Annotated in this window: 5 protein-coding genes; 3 read left to right on the forward strand and 2 right to left on the reverse strand. The window is 70.6% G+C overall.

Annotation, left to right across the window (positions count from 1 at the left end; translation table 11 throughout):
* The first annotated feature begins 221 nt into the window (after positions 1-221).
* The 3 genes from ACH4DZ_RS31860 (at position 222) to ACH4DZ_RS31870 (ending at position 8,190) form a co-directional block, all read left to right on the forward strand.
* A complete protein-coding gene (locus ACH4DZ_RS31860; RefSeq protein WP_398290962.1) occupies positions 222-3,395 on the forward strand; it encodes a BTAD domain-containing putative transcriptional regulator in 3,174 nt (1,057 codons plus the stop codon).
* Positions 3,396-4,054: 659 nt separating this feature from the next.
* Positions 4,055-6,601, forward strand: coding sequence for a discoidin domain-containing protein (locus ACH4DZ_RS31865; RefSeq protein WP_398291119.1), 2,547 nt, complete (start codon positions 4,055-4,057; stop codon positions 6,599-6,601).
* Between the two features lie 134 nt (positions 6,602-6,735).
* Positions 6,736-8,190: a glyceraldehyde-3-phosphate dehydrogenase gene (locus ACH4DZ_RS31870; RefSeq protein WP_398290964.1), complete on the forward strand. Its 1,455-nt coding sequence runs from the start codon at positions 6,736-6,738 to the stop codon at positions 8,188-8,190.
* Between the two features lie 96 nt (positions 8,191-8,286).
* Here the strand turns inward: ACH4DZ_RS31870 and ACH4DZ_RS31875 are convergent, their stop codons facing one another.
* On the reverse strand, positions 8,287-11,568 hold the full coding sequence (locus tag ACH4DZ_RS31875; RefSeq protein ID WP_398290966.1) for a family 78 glycoside hydrolase catalytic domain: 3,282 nt from the start codon (positions 11,566-11,568) through the stop codon (positions 8,287-8,289).
* Positions 11,569-11,618: 50 nt separating this feature from the next.
* Positions 11,619-15,026 (reverse strand): glycosylhydrolase-like jelly roll fold domain-containing protein, encoded by a 3,408-nt coding sequence (locus tag ACH4DZ_RS31880; RefSeq protein ID WP_398290968.1) that lies wholly within the window; start codon positions 15,024-15,026, stop codon positions 11,619-11,621.
* Positions 15,027-15,044: the final 18 nt, after the last annotated feature.

Genomic DNA, 15,044 nt, shown 5'->3' on the forward strand with positions numbered 1-15,044 from the left:
CCGTTGGCCCAGGGATGCCCGCTGCGCTGGACGGGGGGCCTGCAGGAATCCTGCACTCCTGTGGCACGGCGGGAGCGCCCACGACTGTGCGCCCGGCACGCTTCGGTGCGCCTGTCTCTCCACCCCTGACTGCATGGAACAGCCGTAGAACAGTGGTATGGCTCACACAGATGTACGAACATCGGCGAAGGCCGTGGGAAGAAGCACACCCGTCGGGGGGCATGGTGGAACTTCTTGCTCTGGGACCTCTGGAACTCTGGCACGACCAGCGACAACACGAACTCGGATCGCTGAAAGAACGCAGAGTGCTGGCCGCACTGATCCACGCCCGTGGCGAACCGGTGTCGGCGAACACGCTGATGGACCGGGTCTGGGACGACGAACCGCCCCTGACGGCCCTGGACACGCTGCAGAGTTACATCTCGCGGCTCAGGGGGCGGCTGCGCCGGGCGGTCGGCGAGGACAGGGTGGGCGTGGAACGGCCTTCTCCGCGGCTGTACCAACTGCGCGCCGATCCGGAGGACATCGACCTGCTGCGCTTCCGGCGGCTGCGCTCGGACGCACTGGCCGCGGCCTCGCGAGGTGAACGCCCTTTGGCCATAGGGCTGTTGCGTACCGCCGAGGCGCTGTGGCGCAGTGAACCCCTGACCGAGTTCAGCGAGAGTTCCTGGGCGCAGTCCGCACGTGAGCGGCTCATCGAGGACCACCGCCGGGTCCGGGAGGAGCGGATCGGCCTGGAGCTGGAGTTGGGCCGTCATGCGGACCTCGTGGGCGAACTGCGGGAACTGGCCTCCCAGAGCCCCTTCGCCCAGCAGGTGATCGCTTCTCTGATGCTGGCTCTGTACCGCTCCGGACGGCACGACGAAGCGCTCGCCGTCTACCGGAACACCCGCGCGCGATTACACGAGAGCCAGGGCATCGAGCCGACCGCGGAACTCCGGCGGCTCCACCTGCGCATGCTCGAACAGGACCGGGACCTGTTGCGAACGGAGCCAGGCCCTCGTGCGCCGGCCCCGCGTGCGGAGCCCCGCAACTGTCTGCCACGGGACATCCCCGACTTCACCGGGAGGGTCGGTGAACTGCGCATCCTGCTCGCCGATCCGGTGGCCGGGCGGCGCACGGCGACCGCTCTGCCGGTCACCGTGATCCACGGAATGCCCGGCATCGGAAAGACGGCTCTGGCGCTGCATGCCTCGCATCAGCTGGCCACGGCGTATCCGGACTCCCAGTTCTATGTGGACATGCGGGGCCACAGCGGGCAGCAGCCGCTCGATCCGGGGGAGGCTCTGGCCCAGCTGCTGCACGCCACCGGCGGGCCCGGTGAACTGCCGGCGGCGCTGGACGAGCGGGCCACCAGGTGGCGCGAGTGGACCGCCGGGCGCCGGGTGCTCGTGGTCCTGGACAACGTGCGGGACGCCGCTCAGGTCGGCCCGCTGCTGCCCGGCTCCCCCACCTGCAGGGTCCTGGTGACCACCCGGAGCCGGCTGGCCGGACTGGACGGCGCCGCCCACCTGTTCGTGGACAGCTTGTCCCGCGAGGAGGCCGCGGCCCTCTTCACCCGGATCGTCGGTGCGTCGAGGGTGTCCGGCGAACCGGAGTGCCTGCGGCGGATCGTGGAGGCCTGCGCATGCCACCCGTTGGCCGTGCAGGTCCTGGCGAGCCGCTTCCGGCACCGGGACTCCTGGGACCTGCAGCATCTGCTCGACCGGCTGGCACACGCGACGAGCCCGCTCCAGGAGTTCGACGCGGTGATCGGCGCCGTGTTCCGGTTCTCGTACACGGAACTCGGCTCCGCCGCCCGGGAGTTGTTCCGGCGCCTCGCCCTGCACCCCGGCTCCGACATCACCCTCCGGGCGGCCGAGGCGCTGGCCGGACCGGATCTCGGACGGGAACCCGGAGCACTGGAGCGACACGTCGAGGAACTCATCGACGCCAGCCTCCTGGAGGAGCCGGTCCGCGGACGCTACCGGCTGCACGATCTCACCCGGGCCTACGCCCTGCAGGTATGCCTGCGCACGGACCCGGAAGCGGTCCGGCATGCCTCGGTCGGCCGTCTCGTCGCCCACTACCTCACCACCGCGTACCGGGCCGACCGGCTCTGCCACCCCCATCGCCGGGTGCTCGACCTGAACCTTCCCTCACAGGCACGGTCGTTCCCCGCGCCGAAGTTCGCGGACGCGGACGGGGCCTCGGTGTGGCTGACAGTGGAGCGCGCCAATCTCGTCGCGGTCGCGCGCACGGCCGCCGCCGGGCATCCGGAGTACGCGGCCCTGTTCCCCCACGTGCTGGCCAGATCCCTCAAGCTGTGGGGCGCCTGGGACATCGAGGCCGAACTCTTCGACGCGGCCGTACCGGTCCTGCGCTCGTCCGGCGATCGTGCCGCGCTGGCCCAGACCCTCACCGACCACGCGGACCTGCTGGCGCAGCGCAACCACGGCGCGGCCCTGCGCTGCGCGACCGAGGCCCTGTCGATCCACGAGGACCTCCACCAGGCGCACGGCCGTGCCGACGCCCTCTTCCAGTCGGGCCGGGCCCACCTCGCGGCAGGCCACGGCGACACTTCGCTGCGCGTCCTGGAACAGGCGCTGAAGCTGTACCGCGAGGTGGGCGACCGCTCCGGCGAGGCCGAGTGCCTCAACGTCCAGGGAGTGGTCCTGTACTACGCGGGGCGCTACGACGAGGCTCTCCGGAAGGTCCAGGGCATGGAAGCCATATACGAGGGGCTGCCCGATCCCTACGGGCTGGCACAGGCGCTCAACAACCGCGGCGAACTGGCCTTCCTGCAGGGGTGTTACGCCGATGCCCAGGAATGCTACGAAAGGTCGCGGGTCCTGATGCGGCAGCACGGCGGCCGTGTCGATCTGGCGATTCTCGACACCAACCTCGGCGGGGTGCACCAGGCCGTCGGAGAGACGGACCAGGCACTCCGCTGCTTCAAGAGGGCCCTGGCCGCCCACCGGTTCAGCGGCGACGCGCTGGGCGAGGCCGACGTGTTGATCAGCATGGGGACGGCCTACGCCCGGTCGGGGCGCCGGGGTGAAGCGCTGCTGCATCTCACGATGGCGGAACAGGTGGCCACCCGCATCGACAACCCGTACGAGCGAATGCGGGCGTTGATCGCCGCGGCGGACGTCCAGCGCGAGTCGGGCCGGCTCGACACCGCGTCCAGGGGCTATGAGCAGGCCCTTGAGGTGGCTGAGCGCATCGAGTTCCCCATGGGCTCCGCCCACGCGCTCGCCGGGCTCGCGCGGATCGCGTCCCTGTCCCCCCGCCCGATGGACCGGACCGTCGACTACGGCGAACAGGCTGTCGCCCTGTACCGCGAGTTGGGCGCGGAGGCGGCGGCCGCGAGCCTGCTCCAGTTCCTGAAGAGCCACAGATCGACCGGCTCCTGAGCGGTCGCCCAGGAGCCGGCACTTACCACTCCGTCGCCCCCGGTCAGCCTCGACCTCCGCTGCCGACGGCCCGCTGTGGGATCACCACATCCAGCGGAGCACCACCGGCGCCGTGTGGGCGGCGAGCATGACGGGGAGGGCAACAACGTAGAACTTGTGAAGCACGGCTCTCCTTGCAGTTCGAACGATCGGCCGACGCGAACGATCACGCGGCAGGCGTAACGTACCGCCCCGGCGAACGCGATGGTTCCGCTTTTCGAGACTCGTCTGCACGTGCTAATGGCCGTTCGGCGTCGCACCCCCGGCCGTCCGGCAGCCACGTGAACCGCCTGACCACAGGCCTCCACCGCCCCGCCGTCACCTCGCCGGCGGCCAACGACCCCATGTCGGTAACCGGTGGCGTTCCCGGACAGCTTTCATGTCCTGACGTGGGCGCCCCGCCCGGACCGAGACCTCCCCCCGGACGCACGGCCCACGAACAGCGCCGTAAAGAAGTCGTGTCCGACGGGTTGCCGAGCAGTTGATTCATTACTTAAATCAACACCTGAACTAAGCGTCACCGCACTGGCATTGGGTTCCCCGCCGCATTGGTCGGGGTTCCTCCCGACCGCTCCTCGCCCTCCACACCCGCACGGAGTCAACGTATGAGACGTCAACGTTTGCGACTCAGATCCCTGGGGTTCGCGCTCGCCACAGCGGCTGCGCTGATCACCGTCCCCGCCCAGCTGCCGGCCGCCGCGGCCGAAGCACCGCTCTCGCAGGCCAGAACCGCCGCCTCCTCCTCCGACGAGAACGCCGGAACCCCCGCCGCCGGCGCGGTCGACGGTGACACCGGCACCCGGTGGTCGTCGGCCCGTACCGACGCCCAGTGGCTCCAGGTCGACCTCGGGACCTCGGCCACGCTCAGCAAGGTCGTCCTCAACTGGGAGGCGGCCTACGGCAAGGACTACAAGATCCAGGTCTCCGACAACGGCAGCTCCTGGACCGACGTCAAGTCCGTCACCGGCTCGGACGGCGGCACCGACACGCTCGACGTCTCCGGCCAGGGCCGTTACGTCCGTATGCAGGGCGTCACCCGTGCCACCGAATACGGCTACTCGCTCTGGGAGTTCCAGGTCTTCGGCACCTCGGGCAACCCCCCGGCCGCCGCCTGCTCGACCGCCAACGCGGCCCGGGGCAGGACGGCCACCGCCTCCTCCACGGAGAACGCGGGCACGCCCGCCGCGAGCGCCTTCGACGGCGACACCGGCACCCGCTGGTCCAGCCAGGCGTCCGACCCCCAGTGGGTACGGGTCGACCTCGGCTCGGTCCAGGACATCTGCAAGGTCGACCTCAACTGGGAGGCCGCCTACGGCAAGGACTTCACCGTCCAGGCCTCGGCCAACGGCCAGGACTGGACGACGCTGAAGTCCGTCACCAACGGCACCGGCGGCACCGCCTCCTACGACGTCACCGGCTCGGGCCGCTATGTCAGGATCAACGGGACGGCCCGCGGCACCGGTTACGGCTACTCGCTGTGGGAGGTCGCGGTGCACACCGGCACCGGCGGCGGCACCCCGCCCGTCGAGGGCGGCGGCGACCTCGGTCCCAACGTCATCGTCGTGGACCCGAGCACACCGAACCTGCAGGCCAAGTTCGACCAGGTCTTCACCCAGCAGGAGTCCAACCAGTTCGGCTCGGGCCGCTACCAGTTCCTGATGAAGCCGGGTACGTACAACGGCATCAACGCGCAACTGGGCTTCTACACCTCGATCTCCGGGCTCGGCCTCAACCCCGACGATGTGAAGATCAACGGTGACATCACCGTGGACGCGGGCTGGTTCAACGGCAACGCCACCCAGAACTTCTGGCGTTCGGCGGAGAACCTGTCGATCAGGCCCGTCAACGGCACCAACCGCTGGGCGGTGGCCCAGGCCGCGCCGTTCCGCCGCATCCATGTCGAGGGCGGCCTCAACCTCGCACCCGCGGGCTACGGCTGGGCCTCCGGCGGCTACATCGCCGACTCGAAGATCGACGGCACGGTCGGTCCGTACTCCCAGCAGCAGTGGTACACCCGCGAGAGTTCTGTCGGCGGCTGGACCAACGGCGTGTGGAACATGACGTTCTCCGGTGTGCAGGGCGCCCCGGCGACGAACTTCGACACCGGTCCGTACACGACGCTGGACACCACGCCGGTCTCGCGTGAGAAGCCGTTCCTCTACCTGGACGGCAACGACTACAAGGTGTTCGTGCCCGCCAAGCGGACGAACGCCCGGGGTGTGTCCTGGCCGGCGAACGCGGGCGGCACCTCGCTCCCGCTCAGCCAGTTCTACGTCGTGAAGCCCGGCGCGACCGCCGCGACCATCAACGCGGCACTGGCGCAGGGCCTCAACCTCCTGTTCACGCCCGGCGTCTACCACCTCGACCAGACCATCAACGTCAACCGCGCCAACACCGTCGTCCTCGGGCTCGGCCTGGCCACGATCATCCCCGACAACGGCGTGGACGCCATGCACGTCGCCGACGTGGACGGGGTCAGGCTGGCGGGCTTCCTCATCGACGCCGGCGCCGCCAAGTCCGACACCCTGCTCCAGGTCGGAGCGCCCGGCTCCTCGGCCGACCACGCCGCCAACCCGACCACCGTGCAGGACGTGTTCGTCCGGATCGGCGGGGCCGGACCCGGCCTGGCCACCCGCTCCATGGTCGTCAACAGCGACGACGCCATCATCGACCACACGTGGATCTGGCGAGCGGACCACGGTGAGGGCGTCGGCTGGGAGACCAACCGCGCCGACTACGGGCTTGAGGTCAACGGCGACGACGTCCTCGCCACGGGCCTGTTCGTCGAGCACTTCAACAAGTACGACGTGGTCTGGAACGGCGAACGCGGCCGGACGATCTTCTTCCAGAACGAGAAGGCCTACGACGTGCCGAACTCCGCCGCCATCACCCATGACGGCATCGTCGGGTACGCCGCCTACAAGGTGGCCGACAGCGTCAACACCCATGAGGCGTGGGGTCTGGGCAGCTACTGCAACTTCACGTCCGACTCGACGATCGTCCAGCACCACGGATTCCAGGTGCCGGTCAAGTCGGGCGTCAAGCTGCACAGCATCCAGGTGATCTCACTGGGAGGGAAGGGCCAGTACGCGCACGTCGTGAACGACACGGGTGCGCCGACCTCGGGATCGGACACCATCCCGTCGAAGATCACCAGCTTCCCGTGACCGCCGACTGAGTAGGTGAAGAACCTGTGGCCCGCCCTCCCGGCGGGCCACAGGCATGCGGGGCCGGGCCGCGTGCGGGGCGAGATCATCGACCGTTTATCATATGAGCACCGCCTAGCTCGAAAGATAAACCTGTGACTGTCAATGACGACTCGTTCACCCGTTGGAAGAACCGCGAGGAGATCGCGGAGTCGATGATCCCGATCATCGGGAAGCTGCACCGCGAGCGGGACGTCACCGTCCTGCTGCACAGCCGCTCCTTGGTGAACAAGTCGGTGGTCAGCATCCTCAAGACCCACCGGTTCGCCCGGCAGATCACCGGAGTGGAACTGTCGGTCACCGAGACCCTGCCCTATCTGCGGGCTCTGACCACGCTCGACCTCGGCCCCTCCCAGATCGACATCGGGATGCTCGCCGCCACGCACCGGAGCGACGACCGCGGCCTCACGGTCGAGGCCTTCACCGCCGAAGCCGTCGCCGGTGCCACGGGCGCCGACCGGATCGGGAGCCGCGAGGGACGCGATGTCGTCCTGTACGGCTTCGGACGCATCGGGCGCCTGGTCGCCCGCCTGCTCATCGAGAAGGCGGGTTCCGGGAACGGCCTGCGCCTGCGTGCCGTCGTCGTCCGCCGGGGCGGCGGCCTGGCCGCCGAGGATCTCGTCAAGCGCGCCTCGCTGCTGCGCCGCGACTCGATCCACGGCCAGTTCCAGGGCACGATCACCGTCGACGAGGCGAGCAGCACGATCTTCGCCAACGGCAACGCGATCAAGGTGATCTACGCGAACGACCCGTCGGAGGTCGACTACACGGCGTACGGCATCAAGGACGCCGTCCTCATCGACAACACCGGCATCTGGCGCGACCGCGAAGGCCTGTCGCAGCATCTGCGCCCCGGCATCGACAAGGTCGTGCTGACCGCGCCCGGCAAGGGCGACGTGCCCAACATCGTGCACGGCGTCAACCACGACATGATCAAGCCGGACGAGCGGATCCTGTCCTGCGCGTCGTGCACCACGAACGCGATCGTCCCGCCGCTGAAGGCGATGGCCGACGAGTACGGCGTCCTGCGCGGACATGTGGAGACCGTCCACTCGTTCACCAACGACCAGAACCTGCTGGACAATTACCACAAGGCCGACCGGCGTGGCCGCTCGGCGCCGCTCAACATGGTGATCACCGAGACGGGCGCCGCCTCCGCCGTGGCCAAGGCGCTGCCCGACCTCGACGCGCCGATCACCGGCAGCTCGATCCGGGTCCCGGTGCCGGACGTCTCGATCGCGATCCTCAGCCTGCGGCTCGGCCGCGAGACGACCCGCCAGGAAGTCCTCGACCACCTGCGGAACGTGTCGCTGACCTCGTCACTGAAGCGGCAGATCGACTTCACCACCGCCCCCGACGCCGTCTCCAGCGACTTCATGGGCTCCCGCCACGCCTCGATCGTCGACGCGGGAGCCACCAAGGTCGACGGCGACAACGCGATCCTCTACCTCTGGTACGACAACGAGTTCGGCTACTCCTGCCAGGTCGTCCGCGTCGTCCAGCATGTGACGGGGGTCGAGTACCCGACGTACCCGGCGCCCGCGGTCTGAGCGCGCCGGCACCCCGGAACGAACACGGGGAACGCGCACCCGGGTCGGTGACCCGGGTGCGCGTTCCCCGTGATGCCGCGGGAGACCTCCCCGGCGCTACGAAGCCGCCGAGCGGAAGCTCCAGCGGCCCGACCCGACCTCGTACACCACCTCGTCGGCGCCCGTACGCACCAGACGTGCCCCGGCGGGCGCCTGAGCCTTCGCACCGGAGCCGAACAGGGGCACACGCACCTCCGCCGTGCTCCCCGCCGGCACTTCCACGGTGAGGCGGAACTTCCCGCCGTCCCGCTTCCAGTCGGTCCGCGCGACCCCGTACGGCGTGCGGTACGAGCCGGCTGCCGAGGTCAGGTCGCCCTCGACGGCCGGGTCGATGAGCAGTTCGGCGTAACCGACCGAGTCGGCGGTCTGTCCGATGCCCGCGACCCGGGTGGTGAACCAGGAGTCGATGGCGCCGAGCATGAAGTGGTTCTGCGACTGGCCGGGCCCGCCGTCCCAGGACTCGCCGAGCGTGGTGTTGCCCGCGAGCACCTGGTAGCCGTAGCTCGGGCTGGTCGTCTGGGTCGCAATCTTGTGGACGATGTCGTCGCGGCCGTTGGTGGACAGGACGCGGAACGCGGCGGGCAGCGAGATCTCGCCGAGGGTCAGGTGATGGCCCGCGTTCTCGACTGCGGCCGTGAAGTGGCCGAGCAGGCGGTCCTTCTCCCCCGCCGGGTACGCGCCCATGTCGAGGGCGAGGGCTTCGGCGCCCTGTCCTGCGCCGCCGAAGGTGCCCGTGGCCGAGTCGTAGTACTTCGCGGCCAGGGCCTGCGCGCTCGCATCGGCCTTCGCCCGGTAGGTGTCGGCCGCGTCCTGGTCGCCGAGGACTGCGGCGGTCCTGCTCAGCGCGTCGACGACACGCCAGTAGCCGTAGGTGCCGGCGACCGCCCGGGGGAAGGTGCGGTCCGGAGTGAACCAGTCGCCGAGGCCGTAGTCGAGGATGCCGCCGGAGACCTGCGTCTCCAGGAAGTCCGCGTACTGCCGCATACGCGGGTAGTACGTGGCCATCGTGTCCCGGTCGCCGTAGGTCGTGTAGAGCTGCCAGGGGACGAGGACGAACGCGCCGCCCCAGTTGGAGTCGTTGCGGTAGGCGCCGGGCAGGCTGGTGTACTCGGGGACGGTGCTGGGGATCAGCCCGTCCGTGGTCTGCGCGTCGGCCATGTCGCGCACGATCTTGCGCAGGTAGGAGCGCATGTCGTAGTTGCCCGCGAGTGCCGGGAACACCAGTTGGTTCTGCTCCAGCCAGCCCAGCTTCTCCCGGCTGGGGCAGTCGGTGAGGACGCTCATCATGTTGCCCTCGACGGCACGGCGGATGAGCGAGTGGATGTCGTCGAGGAGTGGGTCGGAGCTGCTGAAGTCGCCGGCCGAGGTGTTGTCGGTGCGCAGCACCTTGCCGCGTACGGTCACCGTCGCGCCCTCGGGTACGCCTCTGAGTTCCAGGTAGCGGAAGCCGTGGTAGCTGAAGCGCGGGTGCCAGGTCTCGCTGCGGGCGCCCCGGGTGGTGTAGCTGTCCCAGAGAGGTGCGCCCACGTTGCTGATGGACTGGAACGCGTGGCCGTCCTTGAGGCTCTCGGCCGGGTAGACGCGGATGGCCGTTCCGGCGGGGGCGCCGACGGTGATCTCGGGCCAGCCGGCGATGTTGCGGCCCAGGTCGAAGACCCGGCTGTGGGCGGCGCCTTCGACCTCCTTGCCCTTGAGGGTCTCGACGGCCCTGATGGGTTCGGTCTCGCGGGCGCTGAGTTCGGCGGGGTTCCCGGCCGTGCCGGGACCGGCCACCGTGACGGCCCTGTCCCAGCCACGTCTGTCGCCGCCCGGCTCGTCCCAGTGGGCGATCTCGCGGCGGGCGTCGTAGTCCTCGCCGCCGTACCAGTTGGAGGAGGTGGTGGGTCCGAGGGTGGTCCGCCAGTCGTCGCCGCTCGTGACGGTACGGACGCTGCCGTCGGCGAGGGTCACCTCAAGTCGGGCGATGAGCTTGGGGTCACTCAGGTTGCCGTACAGCTTGCGGTAGCGGTCGGCGGTGCTGACCACGTTGGACATGCCGTTGCCGAGGGCCACACCGAGGGTGTTGGCGCCGGCCTTGAGACGGTCGGTGACGTCGTAGGTGGCGTACTGGACGCGTTCTGCGTAGTCGGTGTTGGCGGGTTCCAGGACGGCGTCGCCCACCGGTTCGCCGTTGAGGGTGGCGTCGTAGATGCCCAGTCCGCCGATGTGGAGGCGGGCGCTGCGCACCTTCCCGGGGAGCTTGAAGTCGTCGGTGAGCAGGGGCAGTCCGGCCGGGAGGTAGGGCTCGGGGGCCTGCTGTCCGTCTACGTCGGCGAGTGCGGTGAACGGGCCGGTGGCGCTGTCGCCGCTCGAAAGGGCGTAGTCCACGGGGAAGTCGGGGACGTGGCCGTCCGCGGTGAGGACGTCGGCGCGCGGGTACAGCGCCACCTCGTCGAAGGTCTTCGCCGACTTGAGGTCGAGGGTGAGGACCACGGGTGCGTCGGAGACGTCGGCGCCGGTGTGGGCGGCGCTCGCGTATCCGGCGGCGGTCTGCAGGGCGCTGTTGGGCAGGCCGTCGACGGCGAGGGCCGGTTCCCAGGTCTTGCGCAGGGTGTTGGTCTCGGAGGCGGTCACCGCGGCGCCTCGGGCCAGGCCGGTGCTGGAGGTGGCGGAGTCGCGTACGTCGATCTCACCGAGCTGGACGCGCCAGGTGCGGTCGGGGAAGTTCTCCTCCAGCGGCAGGCCCAGTTTCGTGACGTCCAGCCGGACGTAACGGGCCGTGGTGCGGGGGACCTTGACGACGACGGGCTCGACGGTGCGCTCGCTCAGTCGCCAGTCCGGGTGCGTGATCCAGTCGGCGTTCCCGCCGGTGTTCCAGTCCGACCGCCGGGTCAGGCCGGTCTCGAAGACGGCGGTGTCGCTCCAGCCGGAGTCGCGCGGCCCGTGCGACGACCAGAGCATGACGCGCCAGTACACGCGGTCGCGGGAGCCCAGTTTCTTCCCCGCGTACGTGGTCTCGGGCACCGTCGAGCGGACCTTGCCCGAGTCCCACAGGTCGGGCCGGCCGCGGCGCAGCAGCTCCGGGGAAGTGGCCGCCTGGACGCGGTAGGCGGCCTGGCGGGTGTCCGTGGCGCGGGCTTCGGTCTCCCAGCCGAGGTCGGGTGTGGTGTCGTCGATGCCCAGGGCCTGGCTCAGGTGCTGGGTGCGCAGCCGGTCCGGGCTGATGCCGCCGGTGGTGGTGGCCTGGGCGGTGACGGCGCCGGCCAGTACGGTCGCGAACGCGGTCAGTCCGGCGAGGAGTACGGGTACGGGCCGTCGGTGTCCGCTGCGGGGACGCGGTCGCGAACGGGGTCTGAGCATGAGGGCTCCATGGAGTGCGTGCGGGGCGGGAGAGAAGCGCGAGGGAGTAGTCAGTCGCGGGCGAGGTCGACGGTGAGCCGGCGGCGGAAGCGAAGGGTCACCGGTCCGAGCAGGCCGGACGGCAGGGGCTTGTTGCGCTCGTTGGAGAGCGTGTTGGCGACGCGGACGGCGAGGGAGTTGCGGCCGGGCTTCACCAGGCGGGTGATGTCGACGGTCCACGGCGCCCACAGCAGCGGCGGGAGCGTGGTGCCGTTGACGGTGACGGCCGCCACGTCACGGACGTCGCCGAGGTCGAGCAGGACGCGGCGCCCGTCGAGGAGCGCGCGCCCGACGTCGAGGTCCTTGGTGTAGGTGCCGCTGCCGGAGAAGAGGCGGTCGTGTTCGACCCAGCTGCCCAACGGCCCGGTGACCGGGGTGGAGCCTTCGCGTTCGAGGGTGAGGGTCCAGTCGCCGTCCACGGTGACCGCGTCGAGGGGGTCATCGGTCCGGGCCGTACCGCGATAGGTGTGGGAGCCGTCGGTTCCGGTGAACCGGTGACTGCCGGGGGCCGAGGCCTCCACCGTCGCCCGCAGCGCCTTCCCGTGCCGCTCGACCGCGAGGACGGGCAGCGGTGAGGCCGTCAGGTGCGGGACCGCCCGTGCGTCGTGGCGCACGACGACGATCCGGGTCTGGTAAGGCTCCAGGGTCAGGGGCAGCTGGATGCCGTTCTTGCCGCTCCGGTGCACGGGCGCGGTGCCGGTGCTGCCCGTCGCGGGGTCCCACAGCTCGGGGACGCCGGTGGCCGGGAGGGTAGCGGTCGTCCCGACGTACTCGCCGCCCTCGTTGTTGACGAGGAAGGCGGTGTCCTCGCCGCGGTGGACCCGTATGACGCGTACCGCGTCCTGGGGTGTCTCCAGCACGGCCGCGGCGACCCCTGCCTCGTGGGTCGCGTCGCGCAGGCCCTCCGGATCGGCGACGCGCACGGCGTGCCCGCGGCCGACCGGCCGGCGGCCGGGGACCCGCTCGCCGAACAGGTCGGTCAGGGCTCGGGCGAGGGACCGGTCCTTGTGGTCCGCCTCCTCGGCGGCGAGGGTGCCGACGGCCACGACGGTGCCGCCGGCCCGCGCGAACTCCGCGAGGACGCGCACGGAGGCCACGTCCAGGGTGGGTGTCACGGGCACCACCACCAGGTCGTAGCGGGCCGCGCCCACGGTCAGCCGGCCGCCTCGCACGTCCGCGTGGCTCAGCAGGTCCGGGTCGCCGGTCAGGGCGCCCTCGTGGACGAGGTCGAAGTCGACCTGGGCGCGCTCCAGTGCGTAGGCGGCGTCGGCGAGCGCGCCGTCGACCTCACCCTGCCGGTCGGTGCCGGTCCACTGTTCGGCGGCGCGCTGCGGCTGCAGTACGGCGGTACGGGCTCCGGAGGTGCCGCGTCCGGCCTCCATCACGCGGCCGATCCACTCGGCGAGCGGGCGCATCGCCCACCACCAGGGGGCGCGCGGACCGAACGGCGGCGGGAAGTAGACGCGGACCTCGTCGGTCCACAGGGCGTGCAGGACCGTCAGGTTGACGCCCCGGGCGGCCTGAGCGCCGACCGTGGTGTGCACGAACCCGGGCGTGACCTGCCAGCCCATGTTGCCGAACATCTCCAACAGGGCGCGCTCCCGGCCCATTTGATGCGCGACGGACACCGGGTTACGGGGAATCATGGTGGGTTCACCGGCGACGTACTCGGCGGTGATGATGTCGCCGCCGGGCACGTGCGCCCACTGGTTGACCTTGTGCAGGTCCCCGGTGGAGGGGATGCGCTTGGCCGGGGACGTCTCGTCGTAGAGCGGGTTGGTGATCAGGGCGACGTCGCGCTGCTCGTACCAGCGGGCCTGCTTCTGGAAGTAGCGGGCGAAGCGGTTGGACACGGCCTGCCAGTAGCGGCCCCGGGCGATCCGGCCGTCGCGGCCCAGGTCGTCGAAGGCGGCGGCGTAGGCGACGCCCGGCTCGACGTCCACCGCGCGCAGTGCCTTGTCGAGCGTGGGCGACCAGGGCAGGCGCCTGAAGTGCGCCTCGGCCGAGGCGAAGAACGGCTCGTCGTCCCAGAAGCCCGGGATGACCGTGCCGAAGTAGCGTCGGAAGCGGCGGTGGTACTCGCCCGGGACGATGTCGAGGAACAGTTCCACGGGCTCGTCGTCGAGCAGGTCCACGTAACTGCGGCTGTAGCCCTGCGTGTCGTCGACGAGCGGGGAGCCGCCGAACAGGTCGAGCTGCCAGCGGCCGGCCGGCACCTGCCAGGTGTGCGCGCCGCCCAGCCGGGCGGTCAGGTCGACGACCTCGGTGGCTTCGGTGGTGCCGACCGGGCGGGCCGCGGCGGCGACGGCCGTGGCGTCGGCGGCGAGTCGGGCGCGCTCGGGGAAGTCCCCCGCGTCGGCCGGGTCGTCGAAGGTCGTGGTGTGGAGCGAGGTGCCGTCGGCGCCCGTGACCGTGAGGTTGTCCCACAGGGAGCGCTGGTCGGCGACGGCCCGTACGCCCGTCCCGCCGGTCGCGTACCGGTCGTCGGTGACCGTGCCCTTGTCCTTGCCGTCGAGGGTGACGGACAGGGTGCCCGCCCGGACGGTGACGGCCACCGTGTGGAACTTCGTCTTGTTGAAGCCGTCGGTGCGGGTGCTGCGCAGCAGTTCGACGGGGTCCGTTCCGCGCGCGAGGCGCAGGACGGTGACGATTCCGGTCTGGTCGAAGGTGACGGCGTACCCGTCGAGTCCGTCGGCGGAGGCGCGGACCACGAGACCGGCCGCGGTGTGTTCGGCCTTGGCGCTGCCGGTGACGGTGTAGTCCGTCCAGCCGTCGCCGCCGCGCAGTACGGAGGCGCCGTCGAGCACGGCCGCGTCGGCGACCAGCTGTCCGGCCGCCACGCCCACCCCGCTGCTGCGGCGCAGGTCGACGGTGGCGGGGCCCTCGACGACGGTGGTCGAGCGCCAGAGGGCCTTCAGACGCAGGTCGGGCCGAGGCTCGTACGTGCGGGAGCCGACCGTGCCGCCCTTGACGACGTACTCCCCCGCGCGGCCACTGGGAAAGTGGTCGTCGTTGAACAGCCACACCCGCATGCCGGTGCGTTCGGCGGTGCGCAGTACGTGGCCGACGATGTCGAACCATTCCTCGGTGAAGAACACCGGCTGCATCTCGGCGTTGTCGAACGGGAAGAGCACCACCTCGTACATGCCCTTGTCCCGCAGGTCGGCCATCTGCCGGTCCACGAGGTCGGGGGTGACGGGCCCGTTCCAGTACCAGTAGACGGTCGGTCGGCTGTCCCGCCGGGGATCGGTGAAGTGCTGTGCGGAGAAGGCGCGTTCGGCGCTCGTGGCCGTACCGTCGGCGCCCGTGGCCCCTTCTCCCGCGGCGAGGGCGGCATCGGGCGCGCCGACCGCGAGAACGGTGCCCGCGGCACCGGCCGCGGCCACGAATCGGCGTCTGGACAGGTCGTCGTGAGACATGGTTGAACTCCTGCGTGA

Source organism: Streptomyces sp. NPDC017991 (assembly GCF_044328075.1).
Taxonomy (GTDB): Bacteria; Actinomycetota; Actinomycetes; order Streptomycetales; family Streptomycetaceae; genus Streptomyces.

What these genes read in the sequence shown, in the direction of transcription:
- ACH4DZ_RS31860 (WP_398290962.1), top strand. Translation starts at nt 222, where the DNA reads ATGGTGGAACTTCTTGCTCTGGGACCTCTGGAACTCTGGCACGACCAG.
- ACH4DZ_RS31875 (WP_398290966.1), bottom strand. Translation starts at nt 11,568, where the DNA reads ATGCTCAGACCCCGTTCGCGACCGCGTCCCCGCAGCGGACACCGACGG.
- ACH4DZ_RS31880 (WP_398290968.1), bottom strand. Translation starts at nt 15,026, where the DNA reads ATGTCTCACGACGACCTGTCCAGACGCCGATTCGTGGCCGCGGCCGGT.